The organism is Nonomuraea sp. MG754425, from assembly GCF_021699195.1.
GTDB lineage: Bacteria > Actinomycetota > Actinomycetes > Streptosporangiales > Streptosporangiaceae > Nonomuraea.
The window spans coordinates 1-20,953 of record NZ_SSXE01000175.1; the positions used below are offsets into that span (position 1 = coordinate 1).

At 71.5% G+C, this 20,953-nt stretch carries 18 protein-coding genes; 6 read left to right on the forward strand and 12 right to left on the reverse strand.

Translation table 11 applies throughout. The features are described from left to right. Positions 1–690 precede the first annotated feature (690 nt). Positions 691–2,214: an ATP-dependent DNA ligase gene (locus FAF44_RS41240; protein WP_237108832.1), complete on the reverse strand. Its 1,524-nt coding sequence runs from the start codon at positions 2,212–2,214 to the stop codon at positions 691–693. A gap of 124 nt (positions 2,215–2,338) precedes the next feature. Beyond that, the gene (locus FAF44_RS41245) at positions 2,339–2,713 is read right to left on the reverse strand and encodes an FKBP-type peptidyl-prolyl cis-trans isomerase (protein ID WP_237108833.1); all 375 of its coding nucleotides are present in this window, start codon (positions 2,711–2,713) and stop codon (positions 2,339–2,341) included. A 79-nt stretch (positions 2,714–2,792) separates the two neighbouring features. Here FAF44_RS41245 and FAF44_RS41250 point away from each other — a divergent pair, with 79 nt between their 5' ends. Beyond that, positions 2,793–3,590, forward strand: coding sequence for an SDR family NAD(P)-dependent oxidoreductase (locus FAF44_RS41250; protein ID WP_237108834.1), 798 nt, complete (start codon positions 2,793–2,795; stop codon positions 3,588–3,590). Positions 3,591–3,788: 198 nt separating this feature from the next. On the opposite strand, the gene FAF44_RS41255 is transcribed toward FAF44_RS41250, so the two are convergent. After that, positions 3,789–5,228: a GuaB1 family IMP dehydrogenase-related protein gene (locus FAF44_RS41255; RefSeq protein WP_237108835.1), complete on the reverse strand. Its 1,440-nt coding sequence runs from the start codon at positions 5,226–5,228 to the stop codon at positions 3,789–3,791. 96 nt (positions 5,229–5,324) lie between these two features. On the opposite strand from FAF44_RS41255, the gene FAF44_RS41260 reads away from it, so the two are divergent. Beyond that, a complete protein-coding gene (locus FAF44_RS41260; protein ID WP_237108836.1) occupies positions 5,325–5,777 on the forward strand; it encodes an effector binding domain-containing protein in 453 nt (150 codons plus the stop codon). A gap of 59 nt (positions 5,778–5,836) precedes the next feature. Here the strand turns inward: FAF44_RS41260 and FAF44_RS41265 are convergent, their stop codons facing one another. Together FAF44_RS41265 and FAF44_RS41270 are read right to left on the reverse strand one after the other, a co-directional pair. Next, entirely contained in the window at positions 5,837–6,988 is a 1,152-nt protein-coding gene (locus FAF44_RS41265) for a cytochrome P450 (RefSeq protein ID WP_237108837.1), read from the reverse strand. Next, a complete protein-coding gene (locus FAF44_RS41270) occupies positions 6,985–8,106 on the reverse strand; it encodes a CaiB/BaiF CoA-transferase family protein (protein ID WP_237108838.1) in 1,122 nt (373 codons plus the stop codon). The genes FAF44_RS41265 and FAF44_RS41270 overlap by 4 nt, the downstream gene beginning before the upstream one ends. A 187-nt stretch (positions 8,107–8,293) precedes the next feature. Here FAF44_RS41270 and FAF44_RS41275 point away from each other — a divergent pair, with 187 nt between their 5' ends. From FAF44_RS41275 to FAF44_RS41290, 4 genes are all read left to right on the forward strand, one after another. Beyond that, positions 8,294–9,832, forward strand: a complete 1,539-nt coding sequence (locus FAF44_RS41275) for a serine/threonine-protein kinase (RefSeq protein WP_237108839.1) — start codon at positions 8,294–8,296, stop codon at positions 9,830–9,832. Next, positions 9,829–10,812: a D-isomer specific 2-hydroxyacid dehydrogenase family protein gene (locus FAF44_RS41280; RefSeq protein ID WP_237108840.1), complete on the forward strand. Its 984-nt coding sequence runs from the start codon at positions 9,829–9,831 to the stop codon at positions 10,810–10,812. The genes FAF44_RS41275 and FAF44_RS41280 overlap by 4 nt, the downstream gene beginning before the upstream one ends. Positions 10,813–10,943: 131 nt before the next feature. Beyond that, the gene (locus FAF44_RS41285; protein WP_237108841.1) at positions 10,944–12,293 is read left to right on the forward strand and encodes an FAD-binding oxidoreductase; all 1,350 of its coding nucleotides are present in this window, start codon (positions 10,944–10,946) and stop codon (positions 12,291–12,293) included. An 8-nt stretch (positions 12,294–12,301) separates the two neighbouring features. Continuing rightward, positions 12,302–13,561: a cyclopropane-fatty-acyl-phospholipid synthase family protein gene (locus tag FAF44_RS41290; RefSeq protein WP_237108842.1), complete on the forward strand. Its 1,260-nt coding sequence runs from the start codon at positions 12,302–12,304 to the stop codon at positions 13,559–13,561. 44 nt (positions 13,562–13,605) lie between these two features. Here the strand turns inward: FAF44_RS41290 and FAF44_RS41295 are convergent, their stop codons facing one another. The 7 genes from FAF44_RS41295 to FAF44_RS41320 all read right to left on the reverse strand — a co-directional run. Continuing rightward, complete coding sequence (locus tag FAF44_RS41295; protein ID WP_237108843.1) at positions 13,606–14,829, reverse strand: MFS transporter; 1,224 nt, start codon at positions 14,827–14,829, stop codon at positions 13,606–13,608. Between the two features lie 22 nt (positions 14,830–14,851). After that, a complete protein-coding gene (locus FAF44_RS41300; protein WP_237108844.1) occupies positions 14,852–16,105 on the reverse strand; it encodes a TfuA-like protein in 1,254 nt (417 codons plus the stop codon). 1 nt (position 16,106) lies between these two features. Beyond that, complete coding sequence (locus FAF44_RS41305; RefSeq protein WP_237108845.1) at positions 16,107–17,231, reverse strand: YcaO-like family protein; 1,125 nt, start codon at positions 17,229–17,231, stop codon at positions 16,107–16,109. Beyond that, entirely contained in the window at positions 17,228–18,142 is a 915-nt protein-coding gene (locus FAF44_RS41310; RefSeq protein WP_237108846.1) for a SagB/ThcOx family dehydrogenase, read from the reverse strand. The genes FAF44_RS41305 and FAF44_RS41310 overlap by 4 nt, the downstream gene beginning before the upstream one ends. A gap of 213 nt (positions 18,143–18,355) precedes the next feature. Next, positions 18,356–18,481, reverse strand: a complete 126-nt coding sequence (locus tag FAF44_RS55265; protein WP_272895720.1) for a hypothetical protein — start codon at positions 18,479–18,481, stop codon at positions 18,356–18,358. A gap of 487 nt (positions 18,482–18,968) precedes the next feature. Continuing rightward, a complete protein-coding gene (locus FAF44_RS41315; RefSeq protein ID WP_237108847.1) occupies positions 18,969–20,270 on the reverse strand; it encodes a PHB depolymerase family esterase in 1,302 nt (433 codons plus the stop codon). A gap of 157 nt (positions 20,271–20,427) precedes the next feature. Continuing rightward, positions 20,428–20,953: phosphotransferase family protein (locus tag FAF44_RS41320; protein ID WP_237108848.1), on the reverse strand; the 526-nt coding region annotated here is incomplete at its 5' end.

Consider the following 20,953-nt stretch of genomic DNA (forward strand, 5'->3'; position numbering starts at 1 on the left):
TCCGGGGGCGGGGTGGGGGATCCCGCGCGCAGAGGACGAACATATGCGACAAAGAGCAGGTAAAGGCAACTTAATGGGACGTTCGGTGAAATTTCTCACTCGCGCCGCAGGATGCCCGAACCACCCAACCAAGCCCGGAGCGCGCCCGGACTCCGGCGGCCGGGCAGCGGCGCGGTAAGCCCGTCCCCACGCGGCGAGGCCCCGCGCGCAAGGCGTGGGCCGGGCCTACTCGTCCCACGCGGCGAGGCCCGAGCGCGCATGGCGCGGGCCGGGGCCCACTCATTCCACGCGGCGTGACCCCGAGCGCATGGCGCGGGCCGGGCCCGCTGATCTCACGCGGCGACCGTCGCTCATCCCACGTGGCGAGCGCGCCGTGCGTAAAGCGTGGGCCGAGGCCGATGCCGAACAGGCGGAGGAGCAGGCCCAGCTTGTCGGTCGCTGACTGGAAGGACAGGCCCAGCGTTGTCCGCCGCCGACAGCGGAGGAGGCGTCTCCAGGCGAGGCCCGCGGTGGTGCCGAAGGCATCGCGCCGCGCGGCGTGTGAGGGAGGCAGTGAAGGGCGTTCGGGGGCGGTCAGAGCATCGGGGAGCGGGCCGCCGGGTGTGTCTGGCCGGGGTCGTGGCGGTGCTGGAGGCATCCGCCACGACCGGCGTGTGAGGGGTGCTGCGTCGAGGAGGGCGTTCGGGGCGGTCAGAGCATCAGGGAGCGGACCGTTTCGACGGTGTCGGCGTCCTCGACGCGCTTGTCGGGCCGGTAGCGCAGCACCCGGGCGAAACGCAGCGCCATCCCCCCGGGATAGCGCGGCGAGCGCTGCACCCCGTCGAAGGCGATCTCCACGACCAGTTCGGGCCGCAGCCGGACCGTCCACTCGTCGGTCGGCCCGTCGGCCAGTTCGAGGAAACGCTCGGTCTGCCAGGCCAGCAGTTGGTCCGTCAGCCCCTTGAAGGTCTTGCCGAGCATCACGAACCCGCCCTCGGGATCGCGCGCCCCCAGGTGCAGGTTGGACAGCTTGCCCTCGCGACGGCCATGACCCCACTCGGCCGCCAGGACCACCAGGTCGAGCGTGTGGCGCGGCTTGACCTTGATCCAGCCGGCCCCGCGCCGTCCGGCCGCGTAGGGGGAGGCGAGGGACTTGACCACGAGGCCCTCGTGGCCCGCCTTCACCACGTCGATGAAGAACTTCTCGGCCTCCGCGACCTCCCCCGTCACCAGCCGGGGCGTCAGCAGCTCCGGCGGGACCGCGTGGGCCAGCGCCTCCTGGCGCCGGGCGTAGGGCAGGTCGAGCAGGTCGGCGCCGTCGGCGCGGAGGGCGTCGAAGAAGAAGACGCTCAGCGGTGTCTGCTCACGCAGCGCGGCCACGTTGATCTTGCTGGAGACGCGGCTCGCGGTCACCTGGAACGGGTGCGGCCGGCCGTCGGGCCGCAGCGCGATCACCTCGCCGTCGAGCACCAGGTCGTCGGACGGCATCGCGAGCACCGCCTCGACCAGTTCGGGCACCTGCGCGGTGATGTCGTCGAGCGTGCGGGTGAAGACCCGGACGTCGGAGCCGGAGCGGTGGGCCTGCACGCGTACGCCGTCGAGCTTCCACTCCAGCGCCGCCGGCGCGCCGGCCTTCTCCAGGGCCGCGCCCACGTTGGGCGCGCTGCCCGCCAGCATGGGCGCGACCGCCCGGCCCACCTCCAGCCGGAACGCGTGCAACGCCGGCACCCCGCCACTCAGCGCGGCGGCGCCGACCGCCGGGAGCCAGCCGCGCAGCGTGAGCGCCCGGCGGACGTCGGCCGACGGCGCGCCGGATGCCATGGCCACCGCCTCGATCATGACGCCGTCGAGCGCGCCCTGGCGCAGTTCGCCGTGCAGCAGTCGCCGCATGAACCGCTGTTCCTGGCTGGTCAGCCCGGCGAACAGCTCGGTCACCAGCGCCTTGCGCGCGGCCTGCGAACCCGGCCCGGAGACGGCCTTGATCCGGCTCAGCAACTGATCGACGTCGGTGAGTGTGGCGGTGGCGGCGAGCTTGGGCTGGGGGATCTCCTCCAGCGTGCGCCAGCCCACGCCGACCTGCCGCTGCGGCAGCTCGCCCGACAGGTAGGAGATGGCGATCTCCGCCTCGCCGGGACCGACCCGGCCCAGCAGCTCCGCCAGATGGCCGACCTTGCCGAGCCGCGCGGACGTGCGCGTCACCGCCTCGGACACCCGGACCACGTCGATCAGAAGCACATGCTTATGTTGCCTCACGACAGCGACATTTCCCCACTTGGTATCGGCGGCTGTGCGGAGTGTGTCGAATCCGGGCGGGGCGGGCGCCGGGCCGCGATGGGCTCCGGCGCCCGGAACTGAGGCGTCAGCTCACGCCGAGCAGGTCGACGACGAAGATGAGCGTCTCGTTCGGCTTGATGCGCGGAGGGGCGCCACGGGTGCCGTAGCCGAGGTCCGGCGGGATGACCAGCTTGCGCCGGCCGCCGACCTTCATGCCCGCGACGCCCTGGTCCCAGCCCCCGATGACCCGTCCGGCGCCCAGCGGGAACTCGAACGCGTCGCCGCGGTTCCACGACGCGTCGAACTCCTCGCCGGTCGAGAACGACACACCCACGTAGTGGACGCGCACGTTCTGACCGGGCTTGGCCTCGGGACCGTCACCGACCGTCAGGTCCTCGATCTCGAGGCTCTTGGGCGGCTCGCCCCCCGGAAAATCGATCTCGGGCTTCTGGAGTGCCACGTATGTGCTCCTGATTGATGGTTGCTCTCGAAGAGATTGGACCCGACGACTCTATGCGGTCGGGATATCGTCGACGTTCATGGCGGCCCTTTCTCCTGACGCGATCCTGCTCACCGGCCGCGTCGCCGTCGTCACCGGGGCGGCCAGGGGGATCGGACTGGCGATCGCCGAGACCTTCGCCGCGTTCGGGGCCCACGTCGCGGTCTGCGACCGCGACAAGCCGAGCGGCGAGCTGGCGATGACCCTCGACGTGCGCGACCACGTCGCGGTGGAGGTGTTCGCCGAGGCCGTACGCGAGCGGTGGGGCCGCGTGGACGTCCTGGTCAACAACGCGGGCGGCACCTTCCACGCCGGTTTCGCCGACATCTCGCCGCGCGGCGAGCGGACCCTCGTCGAGGAGAACTTCACGCAGGTCACCGGGATGATCCGGCGCATGCTGCCGCTGATGCCCCCGGGTTCGTCGATCATCAACCTGACGTCGAGCGAGGCGCACCAGGCGGCGCCCGGATTCGCGGTGTACGCGGCCATGAAGGCGGCCGTCGAGAGCCTGACGAAGTCGCTGGCGCTCGAACTCGCCCCCCAGGGCATCAGGGTGAACGCCATCGCCCCCGACGCGCTCCGGACCGAGGGCGAGCAGGGGGTGCGTGAGAGCATGACGGCCCGCCCGCTGCCCTTCGAACCGGTGCGGGTGCCGCCGCTCGGCCACCTGGGCGATCCCCGCGACGCCGCCGCGGCGGCGCTGTTCCTGGCCGGCGACCTGGCCGGGTTCGTGACGGGCACGACGGTGCACGTGGACGGCGGCATCAACGCCGCGGGCGGCTGGCGCAGAACCCCCCTGACAAGCCGCCCCACGCCCGCTCCCGAGGCGCTGACGTGACGAACTGCCACGTGCCCGGACACGAGGCCCTGCCCTGATGAGCCGCGACGAACGGCATCCAGGGCGCACGCTCCTGATGAGCCGCCACGAAGCGCATCCAGGGCACATGCTCGCGACAAGTCGCCACGAACCGCGTCCAGGGCACACGCTCGTGACGGCCCGCCCCGAGCCTCATTCGCGACTCGTCGTGCGGTGGCGTCACCAGCTCTGGTGCAGCGGCATGCCCTCCGCGTACCCCGACGAGCTCTGGATCCCCACGACCGCCCGCTCGTGGAACTCCTCCAGGTTCGTCGCCCCCGCGTACGTGCACGACGAGCGCAACCCGGCCACGATCGCGTCGATCTGGTCCTCCACGCTGGGCCGCTTCGGGTCGAGATACATCCTGGACGTCGAGATGCCCTCCTCGAACAGCGCCTTCCTGGCCCGCTCGAACGCGGAGTCCTCGGAGGTGCGCAGCCGCACGGCCCGCGCGGAGGCCATGCCGTAGTTCTCCTTGTACGCCCGCCCGTTGGCGTCGATGTGGGTGTCACCGGGCGATTCGTACGTGCCCGCGAACCACGACCCGATCATCACGTTGGACGCCCCGGCGGCCAGGGCCAGCGCCACGTCACGCGGGTGGCGCACGCCGCCGTCGGCCCACACGTGCCGTCCCAGGCGGCGGGCCTCGGTGGAGCACTCCAGCACGGCGGAGAACTGCGGCCGGCCGACGCCGGTCATCATCCGGGTGGTGCACATGGCGCCGGGCCCGACGCCGACCTTGAGGATGTCGGCCCCCGCCGCGGCCAGGTCGCGCACGCCGGAGGCGGTCACCACGTTGCCCGCCGCGACCGGCACGCCGGGTTCGAGGGCGGTGACGGCGCGCAGCGCGGCGATCATCTTCTCCTGGTGGCCGTGCGCGGTGTCGACGACCAGGCAGTCGATCCCGGCCTCCAGCAGTTCCTTGGCCCGGGCGGCCACGTCGCCGTTCACGCCCACGGCGGCGGCGATGCGCAGCCTGCCCCTGGCGTCCACGGCCGGCTGGTAGAGGGTGGCGCGCAGGGCGCCGGTGCGGGTGAGGATGCCGACCAGACGGCCTTCGCCGTCGACGATGGGCGCGAGGCGGTGGCGGCCCTCGTGCAGCCGGTCGAAGGCGGCCCGCGGGTCGAGCCCGGCGGGCAGGGTGAGCAGTTCGCTGGACATGACGTGGGAGAGCTGGGTGAACATGTCGACGTCGCGGCAGTCGGCCTCGGTCACGACGCCGACGGGACGGTTCTCCCAGTCGACCACGATGATCGCGCCGTGTGCCCGCTTGGGCAGCAGTTGCAGCGCCTCGCCGACGGTGTCGTGGGGGGTCAGGGTGAGGGGCGTGTCGTGCACGAGGTCGCGTTTCTTGACCCAGTCGACGACATTGGCGACGACGTCGAGGGGAATGTCCTGCGGGATCACGGTGATGCCGCCCCGCCGCGCGATGGTCTCGGCCATCCGGCGGCCGGCGACCGCGGTCATGTTCGCCACGACGACGGGGATGGTGGTGCCCGTGCCGTCGCTGGTCGAAAGGTCCACCGCGAGCCTGGAGCCGATCGCCGAACGCGACGGAACCATGAACACGTCGCTATAGGTCAGGTCGTAATGAGGCTCGAGGTCGTTGAGAAATCTCACGTTCATCCATCTTATGTGCTGACAGGTCAACAAGGCATTTCCCCGTTTCGCGGGGGCTTATGATCGGCCGGGACACTTTTGGGGGAGGGAGCGTCTGTGAACGTCATCGAACGGGCCGAACTGATCGTGGTCGGATTCGCCGTACGCACCACGAACGCCGATGAAATGGATCCGGCGCGGGCGAGACTGCCCGCGCTCTGGCAGCGGGCGGGCTCGCCCGGGGCCTTCGCGCACGTGCCCGGCCGCGTCGACGAGAACCTGTACGCGGTGCTCACCGACTACGAGAGCGACCGTCACGGGGCTTACACGCAGATCGTCGGCACGGGCGTGCGCACGGTGCCCCGGCTGCCCGAGGGCATGGTGGCCGTGCGGGTGCCGGCCGGTCAGGCGCTGAGGGTGGAGGCGCGCGGCCCGATGCCGCAGTCGCTGGCCGAGTCGTGGCAGCAGGTGTGGAAGCACACCGAGTCGGGGGGCACGCCGTCGCGCGCCTTCACCACGGACCTGGAGGTGCATCACCCCGACGGGGTGGATCTGTACGTCGCCGTGTGATCGCACCGCTCGGCACCCGAGCCCGCCGGCCGCCCCTGCACCCCCCTCCGCCGGCAGTGTCAGCGACGACGCAGCACCACGGGGAAGGCCGTCACCCCCCTGACGAACGCGTTCGGCATGATGCGCGGTCCCTCGGCGTCCGCCCACGCGGCGGACCCGACCCGGTCCAGCCACTCCTCGAAGAAGATCCGCAGCTCCAGCCTGGCCAGCGCCGCCCCGAGGCAGAAGTGCGTGCCCAGGCCGAAGGCGATGTGCCCGCCGGGCTTCCTGGTCACGTTGAAGACGTCCGGGTCGGTGAACACCTCGGGGTCCCGGTTCGCCGAGCCGTACATGAGCAGCACCTGCTGGCCCGCGCGGATGTCCTGCCCGTGCAGGGTGGTGTCGCGGGTGGCGGAGCGGCACATGTTCAGCACCGGCGTGGTCCAGCGGATGAACTCCTCCACCGCCCCCTCCATCAGCCCCCGGTCCGCGCGCAGCAGTTCCCACTGGCCGGGGTGGCGGATCAGCGCGTCGATGGCGGTGGCGATGACCGTCCTGGTGGTCTCGGCGCCGCCGTCGAGCAGCAGCAGCGCGTCGTCGGCCAGCCGCCCGTCGTCGTAGCCGGGGCTGGCGGACCACAGCGACACCAGGTCGTCGCGGGGATGGGCGCGCCGTTCCGCGGCCAGTTCCAGCACGGCCTGGCCGTACTCGGCGGCGGCGACGGCGGCCTCGTGCGTGACGTAACGCAGCCCGCCCCCGGCGACGATCGTGCTCTCCGACCAGTGTTTGAGCTTGGGCCAGTCCTCGTCGGGGAACCCGAGCAGCCAGCCGATCATGCGGGCGGGCAGCGGCGCGGCCAGGTCGTCCACCACCTCGGCCGCGCCCTTGGCGAGTGCGCGGTCGAGCAGTTCGGCGACGACCTCGCGGATCCGGGTGGCGTAGCGCTCGTGTACGTGGCGGGGCGTGAATCGGCGGTAGACGAGCCGGCGGGCCTCGGCGTGCTCGGGATCGTCCAGACCGATCATCGACGGGTCCGAGGGGAGCTGGGGGCGGTAGCCGCCGGTGCTGGTCCACAGGCGCGGGTCGCGCTCGATGGCGGAGACGTCGGCGTGGCGGGAGACGCCCCACAGGGCGTTGCCCTCGTCCCAGTAGACGGGCGCCCGCTCGCGCAGCCAGGCGTAGGCGGGGGCGGGGTCGCCGGCGTACAGGTCGCCGTCGAGTAAGTCGATCATGCGAGCACCCCCTGGTCGCGTAGCTTGCCGGCCTCCTCCCGCGACAGGCCCCAGCCGGACAGGTCGTCCAGGCGGGTGGCGGGGGAGAGGTCCTGGGCCGGCACGCCGAGCAGGCGCGGCGCGGGCGCCGGGTGGGTGACGCCGCCGACCTGGACGAAGGCGTCCCTGGCGACGTTGTGCGGATGCGCGGGGGCCTCGGCCATCGACAGCACGGGCGACACGCAGGCGTCGGAGCCGTCGAACAGCGCCTCCCACTCGGCCCGCGTGCGCTTCCTGAACTCCTCGGCCAGGCGGGCCTTGAGCGCGGGCCACTGGGCGCGGTCGTTCCTGTCCGGCAGGCCGGTCAGGCCCATCAGGGACGTCATCGCCTCCCAGAACTGCGGCTCCAGCGAGCCCACGGCGACGTGCCGGCCGTCGGCCGTCTCGTACGTGTCGTACTGCGGGGCCCCGGTGTCCAGCAGGTTCGTGCCGTGCGGTCCCCAGTGGCCGCTCTGCACCGCCTGGTAGAACATCGAGAACAGGATCGCCGCCCCGTCCACCATGGCGGCGTCGATCACCCGTCCCGTGCCGGTGCGCTCCCGTTCGAACAGGGCCAGGAGCACCCCGTACGCGAGCATGAGCCCGCCGCCGGCGAAGTCGCCCAGGATGTTGATCGGCGGGGTGGGCCGCTCGTCCGCGCGGCCCAGCATGGACAGCACGCCGGAGACGGCGATGTAGTCGATGTCGTGGCCCGCCGTCGGGGCCAGCGGGCCGTTCTGCCCCCATCCGGTCATCCGGCCGTAGACGAGCCGCTCGTTGACCGCGTGCAGGTCCTCGGGGCCGATCCCGAGCCGCTCGGCGACGCCGGGACGGAACACCTCGATCACGACGTCGGCGTGCCGGGCGAGTTCCTTGACGGCCGCCACGCCCTCGGGCGACTTCAGGTCCAGCCCGATGGTGTGTTTGCCGCGGTCCATCACGTCCGTCCGCGGGCGGTCCGAAACCGCCTTGACCCTGTCGATACGCAGGACTTCCGCGCCATGATCGGCTAGCATCATCCCCGCGAAAGGCCCAGGAGCGAGCCCGGCGAGCTCCAGCACCCGCACTCCGGACAACGGACCCCGGCGAACCTCAGGCATCAGCCTCTCCCTTGCTGTGGACCCTGCCCCAGTAGAACAACATTCGGTGAACTGGTGCAAGCGGCCTTGGCGACCTTCCCGCGAACATCTGGCAGGTATGGGAAACTTGCCCACTGTTCGGGTGGTCTACAAGGGCCGCGTACGGCGGCTGTGGCAGCAGGCGCCCCCGTCGCTACAGGGGTAGGACATGGTTTCGGATGGCAACCGGCTCATCGCAGAGCGCTACCAGTTAGTGCGCGAACTGGGTCGCGGCGGGATGGGCGTGGTCTGGGAAGGCCGCGACACTTTGCTCAACCGGCAGGTGGCCATCAAGGAGGTGCTGCTGCCGAACACGCTGTCACCGGGTGACCAGGAGCGCCAGCTCCTGAGGACCGCCCGCGAGGCCCGCACCGCGGCCAAGCTCAACCACCCCTCGGTCGTCGCCGTGTACGACGTGCTGGAGGAGGACGGCCGGCCCTGGATCGTGATGGAGCTGGTCAGCCATCCGACGGTCGAGCAGGTCGTGCTCACCACGGGCGCGCTGCCGGTGCGCGAGGCCGCCGAACTGGGCAGGCAGGTGCTGTCCGCGCTGCGGACCGCCCACCAGATGGGCATCCTGCACCGCGACGTCAAGCCGAGCAACATCCTGCTGGCCGACGACGGCCGGGCCGTGCTCATGGACTTCGGCATCGCCACCGTCGAAGGCGACTCCTCGCTGACCAGGACCGGGATGGTGACCGGCTCGCCGAGCTTCCTGGCCCCGGAACGGGTCCGCGCCGAGAACGCCGGGCCCGCCTCCGACCTGTGGTCACTGGGCGCCACCCTGTACGCGTGCATGGTCGGCCGCTCGCCGTTCGAGCGCGGCGACCCCATGGCCACGCTCAACGCGCTGCTCACCGAGGAGCCCGACTACCGCAGGATCCCGCCGATCATGCACCCGGTCCTGAAGGGGCTGCTCAAGAAGGAGCCCGCCGACCGGGTGGACGCCGAGGAGGCCGAACGGCTGCTGGCGGACATCATCGCCACCAGGCCCGCCTCCGCCGACCTCGACGTCGCCGAGAAGAAGAAGGGGCAGGGCCCCGGCAGGGCGCTGCTGGCCGCCGCCGCGACGGTGGTGCTGGTGCTCACGGGTGGCGCGGTCGCGTACTTCAGGACGGCCGGGCCGGCGGAGGGCGCGCCGCGCGCCACCGCGCAGCGGGCCGCCGCGACCGCCCCGATCACGCCCACCGCGACGCCGACGCCCAGCGCGACACCCACCCCCACGCCGACGCCGAGCGTCACCAGGGTCCGGCCGGCCGTGCGGGTGTGGCAGTCGCGCGACGGCTGGTCGATCATGCGGCCCACCGGCTGGCGGGGCGCGCTCGGCGAGGCGTACACCGAGTGGACCCGCAGGGACGGTCACGCCCACCTCGGGATCCAGGCCGTCTACGCCAACACCGACCCCGCCGAGCTGATCGCCGGCGAGCAGGAGACGCTCCGGCAGAACGGCCAGGACGTGGTCAACCACGGCCGGCGGACGGTCACCCACCAGGGCACCCCGGCCGTGCAGTGGGAGTTCTCCTGGCAGGCGGAGGCGACGACCGAGGCCCGCTGGGCGCGTCCCGGCACCCGCTACCGGGAGATCCGCCGGGCCGTCGCGATCGGCGACACCGCGTACGTGCTGTCCTGGACCGTCGCCGAGGGCCAGTGGCAGCGCAACCGGGCGCTGATGCGGCAGGTGATCAACAGCTTTACTGTGGGGGCATGAGCCCCTGGAACCTGCTCGCCCTGCCGCCGCTCCCCGAGGAGCCCATGCGCCGCCTGCTCGCCCCGCTCGGCGACCGGGTGACGCTCCGCGTGCCCGCGGCCCGCGACCGGGCGGCGCTGCTGGCCGCGCTGCCGGAGGCGGAGATCGTGCTCGGCGACTGGACCGGCGACCTCGTCATGGACGCCGAGGCGGTCGCGGCGGCGCCCCTGCTGTCGTTCGTGCAGCAGCCGTCGGTGGGCGTGGACGGCCACGACCTCGCCGCCCTGGCCGCGGCCGGGGTGCCACTGGCCAACACGCCCGGGGTCAGCGCCGGGGCGGTCGCGGAATGGTGCCTGGCGGCCACGCTGTCGCTGTCGCGCAAGCTGGCCGCCGCCGACGCCGCCGTACGCGCGGGCGAGTGGCCCCAGCAGGGCCTGCTCCCGCACGAACTGCGCGGGCGCCGCGTCGGCGTGGTCGGCTACGGCCCGATCGGCGCCATGTGCGCGCGGATGTTTCGCGCGCTCGGCTGCGAGGTGGCCTACTGGACCCGCACCCCGCGTGCCGACCCCGGTCACCAGGACCTCGACGCCCTCGTGTCCGGCAGCGACGTCGTGATCGTCGTGATCGCGCTGTCGGAGCAGACCCGCGGCCTGGTCGATCCCGGCCGCATGAAGCAGGGCGCGCTGCTCGTCAACGCGGCCAGGGGCGGCGTGGTGGACCAGCAGGCGCTGGTGGCGGCCCTGCGCGCCGGTCACCTCGGCGGCGCCGCGCTGGACGTCTTCGACGTCGAGCCGCTGCCGCCCGGCGACCCGCTGCGCGAACTGCCGAACGTGCTGCTCTCCCCGCACGTCGCCGGGGTCACCCCGGAGTCCACCGGACGCCTGGTCACAGCCGTCCTTGACAACCTGGCCGCGGCCGTCGAAGGACGCGAGGTGGACGGCGTGGTGAACGGCGTCGCACCCATGATCAACAGGAAGTTTACGCAATCGCCTACCGCGTAGCGGCTCGACCTGGCACGATGAACAGTTTTCGTGTCTTTAACGACCCCGGTCTATTCGAGGCGGCCCTTGGGGGATACGGTCTTACGGACGATCTCTACCAGCTCAAGGGGGGTGCTTTCGTGACGACGACGATGTCGACACACCGTCGGGCAGTAGAGCAGATCCGGCAGTCGTACGCCGAGATTCCCGGCGATGCCTCGCCCCGGCTGGCCAAGTCCACGTCCAACCTCTTCAGGTTCCGCGACGGCGGCAGGACGGCCAAGCTCTCGGCCCGGGATCTCGCCGAGGTCATCAGCGTCGATCCCGAGACCATGACCGCCGAGGTCCAGGGCATGACCACGTACGAGCACCTCGTGGACGCCACGCTGCCGCACGGGCTGATGCCGTACGTGGTGCCGCAGCTCAAGACCATCACGCTGGGCGGCGCCGTGACCGGGCTCGGCATCGAGTCCACCAGCTTCAGGGACGGGCTGCCGCACGAGTCCGTCGAGGAGCTCGAGATCCTCACCGGCGACGGGCGCGTGGTCGTGGCCCGCGACGACAACGAGCACCGCGACCTGTTCCGCGCCTTCCCCAACTCCTACGGCACGCTCGGCTACGCGCTGCGCATCCGGATCAAGCTGCGCAAGGTGCAGCCGTACGTGCACCTCACCCACGTCAAGTTCACCGACGCGGGCAAGTGCATGCTGGCCATGCAGGAGATCTGCGACAGCATGGTCCACGACGGCGAGCGCGTCGACTTCGTGGACGGCGTCTTCTTCGAGCCCGGCGAGGTGTACCTCACGCTGGGCCGCTTCGCCGAGCGCGCACCCTACATCTCCGACTACACGGGGATGCGCGTCTACTACCAGTCGATCAGGCAGCGCAGCCGCGACTGGCTGACCGTGCGCGACTACCTGTGGCGCTGGGACACCGACTGGTTCTGGTGCTCGCGCGCCTTCGGCGTGCAGCAGCCGGCCGTGCGCTCGCTGATGCCGCGCCGCTGGATGCGTTCCGATGTCTACCGGCGCCTGGTGGCGCTCGACCGCAAGTACGCCGTGACCGCCCGCATCGACAGGTGGCGCGGGCAGCCGGTGAGCGAGTCGGTCATCCAGGACGTCGAGACACCGGTCGAGAGAGGGGCGGAGTTCCTCGACTTCTTCTATGACAAGGTGGGCATGACGCCGGTGTGGATGTGCCCGCTGCGGGCGAGCTCACGCTGGCCGATCTACCCGCTGGAGCCGGGCAAACTCTACGTCAACTTCGGTTTCTGGGGCATGGTGCAGTTGCCCCGGGGGCAGTTCGACGGTTACTACAACCGGCTGATCGAGGGGACGGTACACGACCTCGACGGCCACAAGTCGCTCTACTCGACCTCCTTCTACGCCCGTGAACAGTTCTGGCGGCTGTACAACGGCGATGCCTACTGGCCGGTCAAGCGGGAATACGACCCGAATGGGCGCCTGCTGGACCTGTACGAAAAGTGTGTACGGGGAAGGTGAGCAGTTAGATGGCTCTCGCATCCATCTTTGAGAAAATCGTCGGCTCGAACACGAACATCGCGTTCACGGCGTATGACGGCAGCAAGGCGGGCCCCGACGGCGCCGACCTCGCCATCGAGGTCAAGACTCCGATCGCCGTGGCCTACCTCGCCCAGGCTCCGGGTGAGCTGGGTCTGGCCAGGGCGTACGTGTCCGGCCACATCGACGTCCACGGCGACATGTACGCGCTCCTGGACCGGATGTGGAACATCACCACGAACGACCTGACCGCGTCGGAGAAGCTCGAGGCGGTCCGGGCCCTGGGCCTCAAACCGCTCCTGATGCGGGTGCCTCCGCCCCCGCAGGAGATGCGCCAGAGCGCGCTGGCCAAGCTGGGCTCCCGGCACGCCAAGCAGCGTGACGCGGAGGCCATCCACCACCACTACGACGTGTCCAACCGGTTCTACCGGTGGGTGCTCGGCCCGTCCATGGCCTACACCTGCGCCTGCTACCCGGCCGCGGACTCGACGCTGGAGGAGGCCCAGTTCGCCAAGTTCGACCTGGTGGCGCGCAAGCTCGGCCTGGAGCCGGGCATGCGCCTGCTCGACGTCGGCTGCGGCTGGGGCGGCATGGTCATGCACGCGGCCAAGCACTACGGCGTCAAGGCGCTCGGTGTCACGCTGAGCCGCCAGCAGGCGGAGTGGGCGCAGAAGGCCATCGCCGACGCCGGGTTGCAGGACCTCGCCGAGGTCCGGTTCATGGACTACCGCGACGTCGCCGAGGGCGACTTCGACGCGGTGAGCTCCATCGGCCTGACCGAGCACATCGGCAAGGCGAACGTGCCGGCGTACTTCGAGTTCCTGTACGGCAAGCTGAAGCCGGGCGGGCGCATCCTCAACCACTGCATCACCCGGCCGACCGGCAGGGAGCGGACGTTCAACAAGGGCGGTTTCATCAACCGCTACGTCTTCCCCGACGGCGAACTGGAGTCGGTGGGCTGGCTGGTCAGGCAGATGGAGGACCTCGGCTTCGAGATCCGCCACGAGGAGAACCTGCGCGAGCACTACGCCCAGACCCTGCGTCACTGGTGCGACAACCTCGACGCCAACTGGCAGGACGCGGTGCAGGAGGTCGGCATGGGCACGGCCCGGGTGTGGGCCCTGTACATGGCGGGCTGCATCGTCGGCTTCGAGCGCAACAAGGTGCAGCTCCACCAGGTGCTCGGGGTCAAGCTCGACTCCCACGGCCACTCCGGCATGCCGCTGCGCCCGTCGCTCGACTGGCCCTGATCGGGACATGAGAACGGGGTGGGCCGTGGGGAGCCCACCCCGGGCTATCCGACCGGCTGGAACTCGAACGTGCGCCCCACGACGAGCATCATCGACGACAGCACGGCCGTCGCCGCGGCGAGGACCAGCCACCCGGACACGCCCCCCGAGGTGACGATCAGGCCGAGCACCGCCGGGGCGACGGCCGAGGCCAGGCCGTGCATCGTCCCGAAAGCGGCGCTGTACTGCCCCTGCATCTCCGCCGGGACGACCCTGAACTGCAGGTCCATGGCTCCGGCGGCCAGCACGATCTCGCCGAGCGAGTAGATGACGACGAACCCCAGCACGAGCACCACCGCGGTCGTCAGCGGCGCGTGCGCCATCCACGCGAACACGACGTAGGAGGCGCCGATGGTCGCCCCGCCGAGCAGGAACGACAGGACGGCCCCCCGCCCGGAGCCGATCCGCCCGTTGGCGTAGATCTGCAACGCCACCCCCAGCACGGTGTTGACCACCATGGCGACGCCCGCCAGCCAGGTCAGCTCGGGGTGCGTGACCGCCAGCCACAGCGGCACGGCGAACGGCAGCACGTGGTTGTGCACCGAGATCAGGGCGGAGATCACCGCGAACGCCATGAACCGGTGGTCGCGGTAGACGCCGAACAGGCCGGCCGCACGCCGGACGCCGCCGCCGGGCAGGGTGGCCACGTCGAGCCGCCCGGTCAGCAGCGCGCAGCACCCGAACGAGACGAGGTTGACCGCGATCGCGACCAGGTAGGCCCCAGGCGTCCGCCACGCGAGCACCCCCGCCCCCGCGAGACCGCCCACGGCCAGGCCGACCGTGAGGAACGTGCGCAGCGTCGCCCGTGCCAGCACGGCGTCCGCGCCGGCGGCCCGGCGGATCAGCGCCACGTTGGACGACATGCACAACCCCTGCCCGACCCCGGCGAGCAGCCCCGCGAGGACGAAGACGGCGACGCTGCCCGCGGCCAGCATCGCCGCCATGCCGATCACGGACACGAGCAGGCCGGCCCGGAAGACCTCCCGCGGCCCTCTCGTGTCGGCGAACCGGCCGCCGGCCAGGTCGGCCGCCATGGCCAGCGTCATCGCCCCGAACAGCACCGCCGAGACCAGGCTCACCGGATGGCCGAGCACGGTCGTGAAGTACAGCGCGCTGACCGTGGCGTACAGGCCGTTGCCGACCGCGTTCACGCCGGTGATGAGCGCCAGGAGCGTCATGGCGCGCGAGCCGCGCACGGTGCGCCAGGCGCGCCCGTATGCCGAGAGCAAGGTGATCTCCGCCTCCGCGCGGTCAGGGGTCGCGCAGGGCGAGCGCCACTGTTTCCGGGTTGTATTTCGCGAGCAGATAATACGGCCTCAGTGCGGCGATCAGCGGCTCCGCTCCGGAAATTCCGCGCATTCTCGCGGTGTTTTCCAGATCGTCGGGGCGGACGCCGTACAGGTCGCCGGCAAATCCCGCCAACCGGTCGTCGGGGATGAGTTCGGTGGAGAATCCGGGTATGCGGGATTCGGCGTCCTGGTTGACGGTTCGCGCGAGGTCGTGGATCTCCCGGGCCCGCGGGCCGAGTCCGAGCGCCAGCAGCCGCCGTCCGGCCTCGGCGTCGGGGGTGACGTCGGGGTGCAGGCGGAACGCCGCGATCAGCGCGTTCCTGAGCGGCGCGGGAGGCTCTCCGGGCGGCAGGTGGCCGTCGTGGTGGGCGTGATCGAGCAGCGGGTCGCCGAACGGGGTGTCCGCCTGCGGCCCGCAGCGGGCCAGGCAGTCGTTCCGCACCAGGTCCGCGACGAGCCGCGCATAGAATTCCGGATAATCACTGCCGAAAAGCTGATAAACGCGAAGTGCCGGACCGGCACCGGTCCGCGCCATTTCCCGGCTCAGCCGCCAGCCGTGCAGATAAATCGTGTCCGGGACCCGCGCATTTCCCGGATCGGCGGGGCCCGGCGGCCGGGACATCGCGTCGATCAGGGCGAGCGCGTCGTCCTTCTTCGCGTCCATCCACGCCGAACGCAAGGTCTCGACGTCCACCAGGTCGCCGAGGCGGGCGAAGGTGCGTTCCGAGTAGTGCAGGGCCCGCGCGTGTCCGAGGATCCGCTCGGCCTCGCCCGGGGAGAGCCCGCCCGACCGGGTCAGGTCCTCCAGGGTGTAGCGCAGGGACACCAGCGGGAAGGTGAGGCCGCGGTAACCGTGCTCGCGGCCGGTGTGCACGACGGCGACCTCGTCGTCCGCGGTCAACCGGCCGGAGGCGAAGTCCGCGTGGACGCGGCCGACGCCGCGCATGCCGAACGGCGCGAGCTCCGCGGCCCGGAGCGCGCCCATGCTCGCCGCGCCCAGCACGCTCGCGCCGCACCCGATCGCGTGCAGGATCTCCTTGTGCTGGACCGACCTGACCTGGTGGAACAGCCCGTCGACGATCCCGATGACGTCACCAGGCCCGGGATCGAGCGCCAGCAGGCCGCCCGCCCGCACCGGCGGGAGGACGTGCGCCGCGCCCCCGACGTGCTCGCGCGCGCCCGGCAGGCTCGGGCCGACGAAGAGGAACCGGCGCATGCTAACGGGCTCCTCTCCGCGTGCCGGGCACGACGACGTGGACGACCGGGATCCCCAGGTCGGGACGGGTGTGATCGACGTAGACCGGCTCCGCCCGGGTCCGTGCCGCCAGGCGGGCCGCGACGACCTCGACGTCCTCCCGGACCGACGCGGCGCTGCCGTCGCGAGGTCGGTACGGCACGCGCGCCGCCCCGGCCCACCGGGCGGCCTTCGCGTCGATGTCGCGGTGGGAGATCCGGGCCGAGGTGTAGATCGCGGGAGACAGGTCGTCCCTGGCCCCGGCGATCGCGGTCAGGCGGGACTGCGCCGCCTCGGTGAGCGCCCGGCTGAGCGCCACGTCGCTGTCGGGATGGCACCCCGAGCCCCGGAAGACGACCGGGTAGTCGTGGCTCAGGATCAGCACCTTGAAACACGGCAGCCGGTACGGGTTGCCGAGCTCCTCGACCCGCAGGCTGATCCCGGCCTCGCGGAAGCGCTTGACCAGCTCTCCCGGATACCCGCCGACGGACCCGGGATCGAGGAGAACCCGCTCGTGCCCGGCGGCCAGCACGTCGCGCTCGACGACCTCCAGCAGCCCGTGCAGCAGCGCCTCGTCGAGGGTGTTGCCGCCGGCCAGCCCGTTCGTGGAGGGGCTGAACAGCGGGATCGTCCAGCGGTCGCGCACGGTGCCGTCGAGCCGGATCACCTCGTGCGGGATCCACCGGGGACGCTCGTCGCCGGGGCCCGCCAGGACGGGCCGGGCGGCGGCCCAGTCGAGGCGGGTCCGCCCGGTCAGCAGGCCGCCGGGCGCGAGCGGCAGCCGCACCGGGTCGTAGGTCAGCTCGGGCCGCAACTCGTCGGCGGCGGCCCGGCGCACCTTCACCTCGGCGCTCTCCGCGTGCCAGAGCTCGATCGACTCCATCACCGCCGACGCCCTGGCCAGCGCGTCGGTGAGCCCCTTGCCCTGCGACACGGAAAGGGTGGTGGACATCGGCCGGCACGCCTGCCACACCGGGATGCCGATGTGGTCGAGGCCGGTGATGTCGGCCACCCGGGTGATGCCGACGCGCGGCAGGTGCGGCGCGAGCCGGCGCAGCGTCTCCTCGGGCGGCACGGCCCGGTGCGTGCCGGCGCGCACCGCCTTCATGGCGTGCCGATGACCGCGCACCCCATGACGAGCTCGGTGGCGTCGTCGAGGCCGAGCAGGCCGGAGAGGGTCTCGTCGCGCAGTGCGGCGGTGAACGTGCAGGACAACCCCATCGCCACCGCGAGGAGGTAGACGGTCTGGCTCAGGTGGCCCACGTCGTAGTGCAGGATCCGGTAGGAGCGGGCGACCCGGTACTTCCACTTGTTGCGCGCGAACACGCTGGTGAAGTAGACGAACGCGGACGCGTCGCCGGTCCAGACCTGGTCGCCGCACACGCGTACCAGCACGTCGTCGCCGAGCGGCGGGGTGAGCCGGTCGAGCACCCGGTTCCTGGCGTCGTAGTGGTAGAGCCCCTCGGGGACGCCGCTCACCCGCCGCGCGTAGACGTAGAGCTCGGTCGGGTGCCGGCCGCCGCCGGACGGGCTGGTCTTGAACGTCGTCTGGCTCAGCTCGCTGCTGCTGATCGGCGACGCCGTGATCGACAGCAGCGCCGCCAGCTTCTCGCGCGGGATCGGCCCGCCGGAGTAGGAGCGCCCGCTGCGCCGGCGGTAGAGCAGCTCCAGCAGGTCGCGCTCGGCGAGCGCGCCGGAGACGGGGGCGTCGGCCAGGTGCACGCTCTCCAGCGCGTCCGGGTGCTTCTTGAACGCCGGCGGGGGAGGCTCGGCCTCGAGCTTGCGCAGGAGCTGGTCGTCCTGCTCGGACTCCGTCAGGAAGAGGCTGGAGTCGAGGAAGCGGGTCGAGTAGTGGTAGGCCCTGGCGAGGGGCGACCAGGGCGCCCACGCCGTGCTCAGCCGGCATTCCTGGACGTCGCGCGGGGAGCCCACCGCCACGAGGATCTCCGCGCCGACGAGCGCCCGGACGATCGCTCCGGCCCGCTCACGGTGGGCGGCGTCGCGCTGCTCGGCGAGCACCTCCGCGATTTCCCGGGGGCGTCTGAAAGCGGCGACAATTGATTCGGCGCCGCTCGCGAGTGCGAATTGCCGGTGGCTCAGATAATCGTCCCAGACGAGATATCCGTCCTCCACATACAGGACGCCGCACGTCGAAGTTCGGTGCATCGCCTTCCTCGGTCGAGGAGTTGGGACGGCCGGCGCGCTGCCGCCCCAACAGGGGTGTCCGCGCTGCTACAGCTCGAGGTTCTTCCAGTTGGGGCTGTAGGCGTCGAGGGATTCCTCCGACTGGGCGTAGCCGTCGGTCCGGGCCTCGAAAGCGAGCGCCTCGTCAGTGGGGAATGAGATTCGGTGCGGCATTCTGCTGCCCTCCCGTGATCGCAGTACTTGCCTGGTGAATTTATCAAGGGACGGTGCCGCCTGCAATGTTGATTCCGCCGATGTGAAATATGGGAAATGTAATGAAATGTCCCGCCGCATCGGCACATGGGAATGCGGAAAAAGCGAGACGGAGCTTGCGCGGGGCGCAAGCTCCGTTCCTATCTCGCGGATCTGGACAAGGACTCGGCCGGTTCGACCGGGCAATGGCCCTGCCGGTCTTTCGCGTGCCTGCCCTTGCTCGGGCGCTGCTCGTCCGCGCCGGAGCCGTCCTGTGACTCCTTGGGCTGCTCCTCGGGATTGTGGGGCTTCGCGTGCCTGCCCACGTGTGCTCTCCTTCCCCTCCCGGATTGCTTAAAGTGACCGTATGGCTACAGTCGGCGTCGGGGCAAGCGACTAGGAGGTATCGGCGAAGCGCTTTCCAGGTGCCCCGGCCGGCCCGCGGCCGGCCGGGGAGGGTCGTGCCGCCTCAGGAGGCGCAGGCGGTGCCGTTCAGCGTGAACGCGGCCGGTGCGCCGGTGCCGCCCCCGTGCGTGGCCTGGAAGCCGAACGAGGCCGATCCGCCCGGCGCGATCGCGCCGTTGTAGGAGACGTTGCGCGCCGTCACCTGGCCGCTGCCGGGGGAGATCGTGGCGTTCCAGGCGGAGGTGACGCTCTGGCCGGCCGGCAGGGTGAAGGCCAGGCTCCAGGAGGAGAGCGCCGCCGAGCCGGTGTTGGCGATCGTCACCTCGGCCGTGAAGCCGGTGTTCCACGTGTTCATCGTGTACGTGACCCGGCAGGCCCCGGGTGGCGGCGTGACCGTCGGGGTGACGGTGGGCGTGACGGTCGGGGTCGGGTCGGTGCCGCCGCCCTCCGACAGGCCGAAGAAGTCGATCACCATGGCCGCCATCCCGCCCTGCGGCAGGCTGTGGCCCACGCCCTGGAGGCTGATCGCCTCGACCGGGGCCCTCGTGCCGGTGCTGCCGTACCTCGTCCTGGTCCAGCCGGTGCGGGGCTGGTCGGTCAGGCTGGGGGTCTGGCTCAGGCCGTGGACGTTGGTCCACTGCTTGATCTGCTCCTGGAAGTTCGGGTAGCGCAGTGTGGCGTCCTCGGTGCCGTGCCAGATCTGCATGCGCGGGCGGGCTCCGCCGTAGCCGGGGTAGGCCGCGCGCACCTGGTCGCCCCACTGCTGGGCGGTCTTGATGAGCTGGCCGTTGGCGCAGGTGCTGTTCCAGCTCGAACCGTCGGTGGTGGCGAAGCAGCCGAACGGCACCCCCATGAACGACGCGCCCGCCTTGAACACGTCCGGGTACGCGCCGATCAGCACGTTCGTCATCATGCCGCCGGAGGAGGCGCCGGTCACGAACGTGCGCTCGGGGTCGGCGTTGTAGCGCTCCTGGACGTAGCGGACCATGGAGACGATGCCCACCGGGTCGCTGCCGCCGTTGTGCGTGAGCGCCTGCGGCGAGGAGACGTCGAAGCAGGACCCGCTCCTGGTCGCCGACGGGTAGACGACGATGAACTTGTACCGGTCGGCCAGCGAGGCGAACTCCGTGCCCGAGTAGAACGCGGGGCCGGAGCCGGTGCAGTAGTGCACGGCCACGAGCAGGGCGGGCCTGGCCGCGACGCCGTCGGGGACGTACAGGTGCATGCGCAGGCCCGTGGGGTTCGTGCCGAACCCGGTCACCTCGGTGAGCTGCGCGGAGGCGGCCGGGGGCGCGGCGATCAGCCCGGCGACCAGGAGGGCCGCGGCGGCGATGACGGCGCTTGCTAGGCGGGCTTTCAGCTTCATCGAGTTCCTCTCGCTCCTGCAGCCGAAATATTGCGAGTGTCCACAGAAAATTTCGGCATCGCAATACGGCAGGTGCTCGAGAGCCGGCGCGGTGGCGGTGAGCTGCCAAGAGGCCGGCGGGGAGCGGCTCAGCTCATGAAACTTTCGGCAGGCGGCGTCAGAGGTCCGCCGTCCCCAGCTCCTCCAGGGTGCCGGTCAGCGCCTCCCACGACTGCTCGGCGTCCGCCGTGCGGCCGTGCGGGGAGCGGAACCACTCCACGAACTCGGCCACGTCGTTGAGCGCCCACCGCAGCCGGTACAGCGCCAGCGCGGCGCGGTTCACCGCCCGCCCCGACGCCTTCTCGTAGCGGGCCAGATCCTCGTCGTCCGCGGCCACCAGCCACAGGTCCCGCTCGGGCGCGGCCGTCCCGACCGTGTCCCAGTCGACCAGCAGCGGACGGTCGCCGGCCCGCAGCAGGTTGCCCGGGTGCGGCTCGCCGTGCGTCAGCACCGGCTCGCCGAGCCCGCCGGCCATCCGGTCGAGCGCCGCCAGGCCGCGCCGCAACGTCCCGGCGTGCCGGGCGACCAGGTCCTGGGCGGGCTCGGAGTAGGGGCCGCCGAGCCAGGGCAGCGAGGTGTCCCCGAGCGAGCGCTCCAGGACGGCCCGGCCGGGGAGCGCCGCCGGGCGGTCGGGGGCCCACACC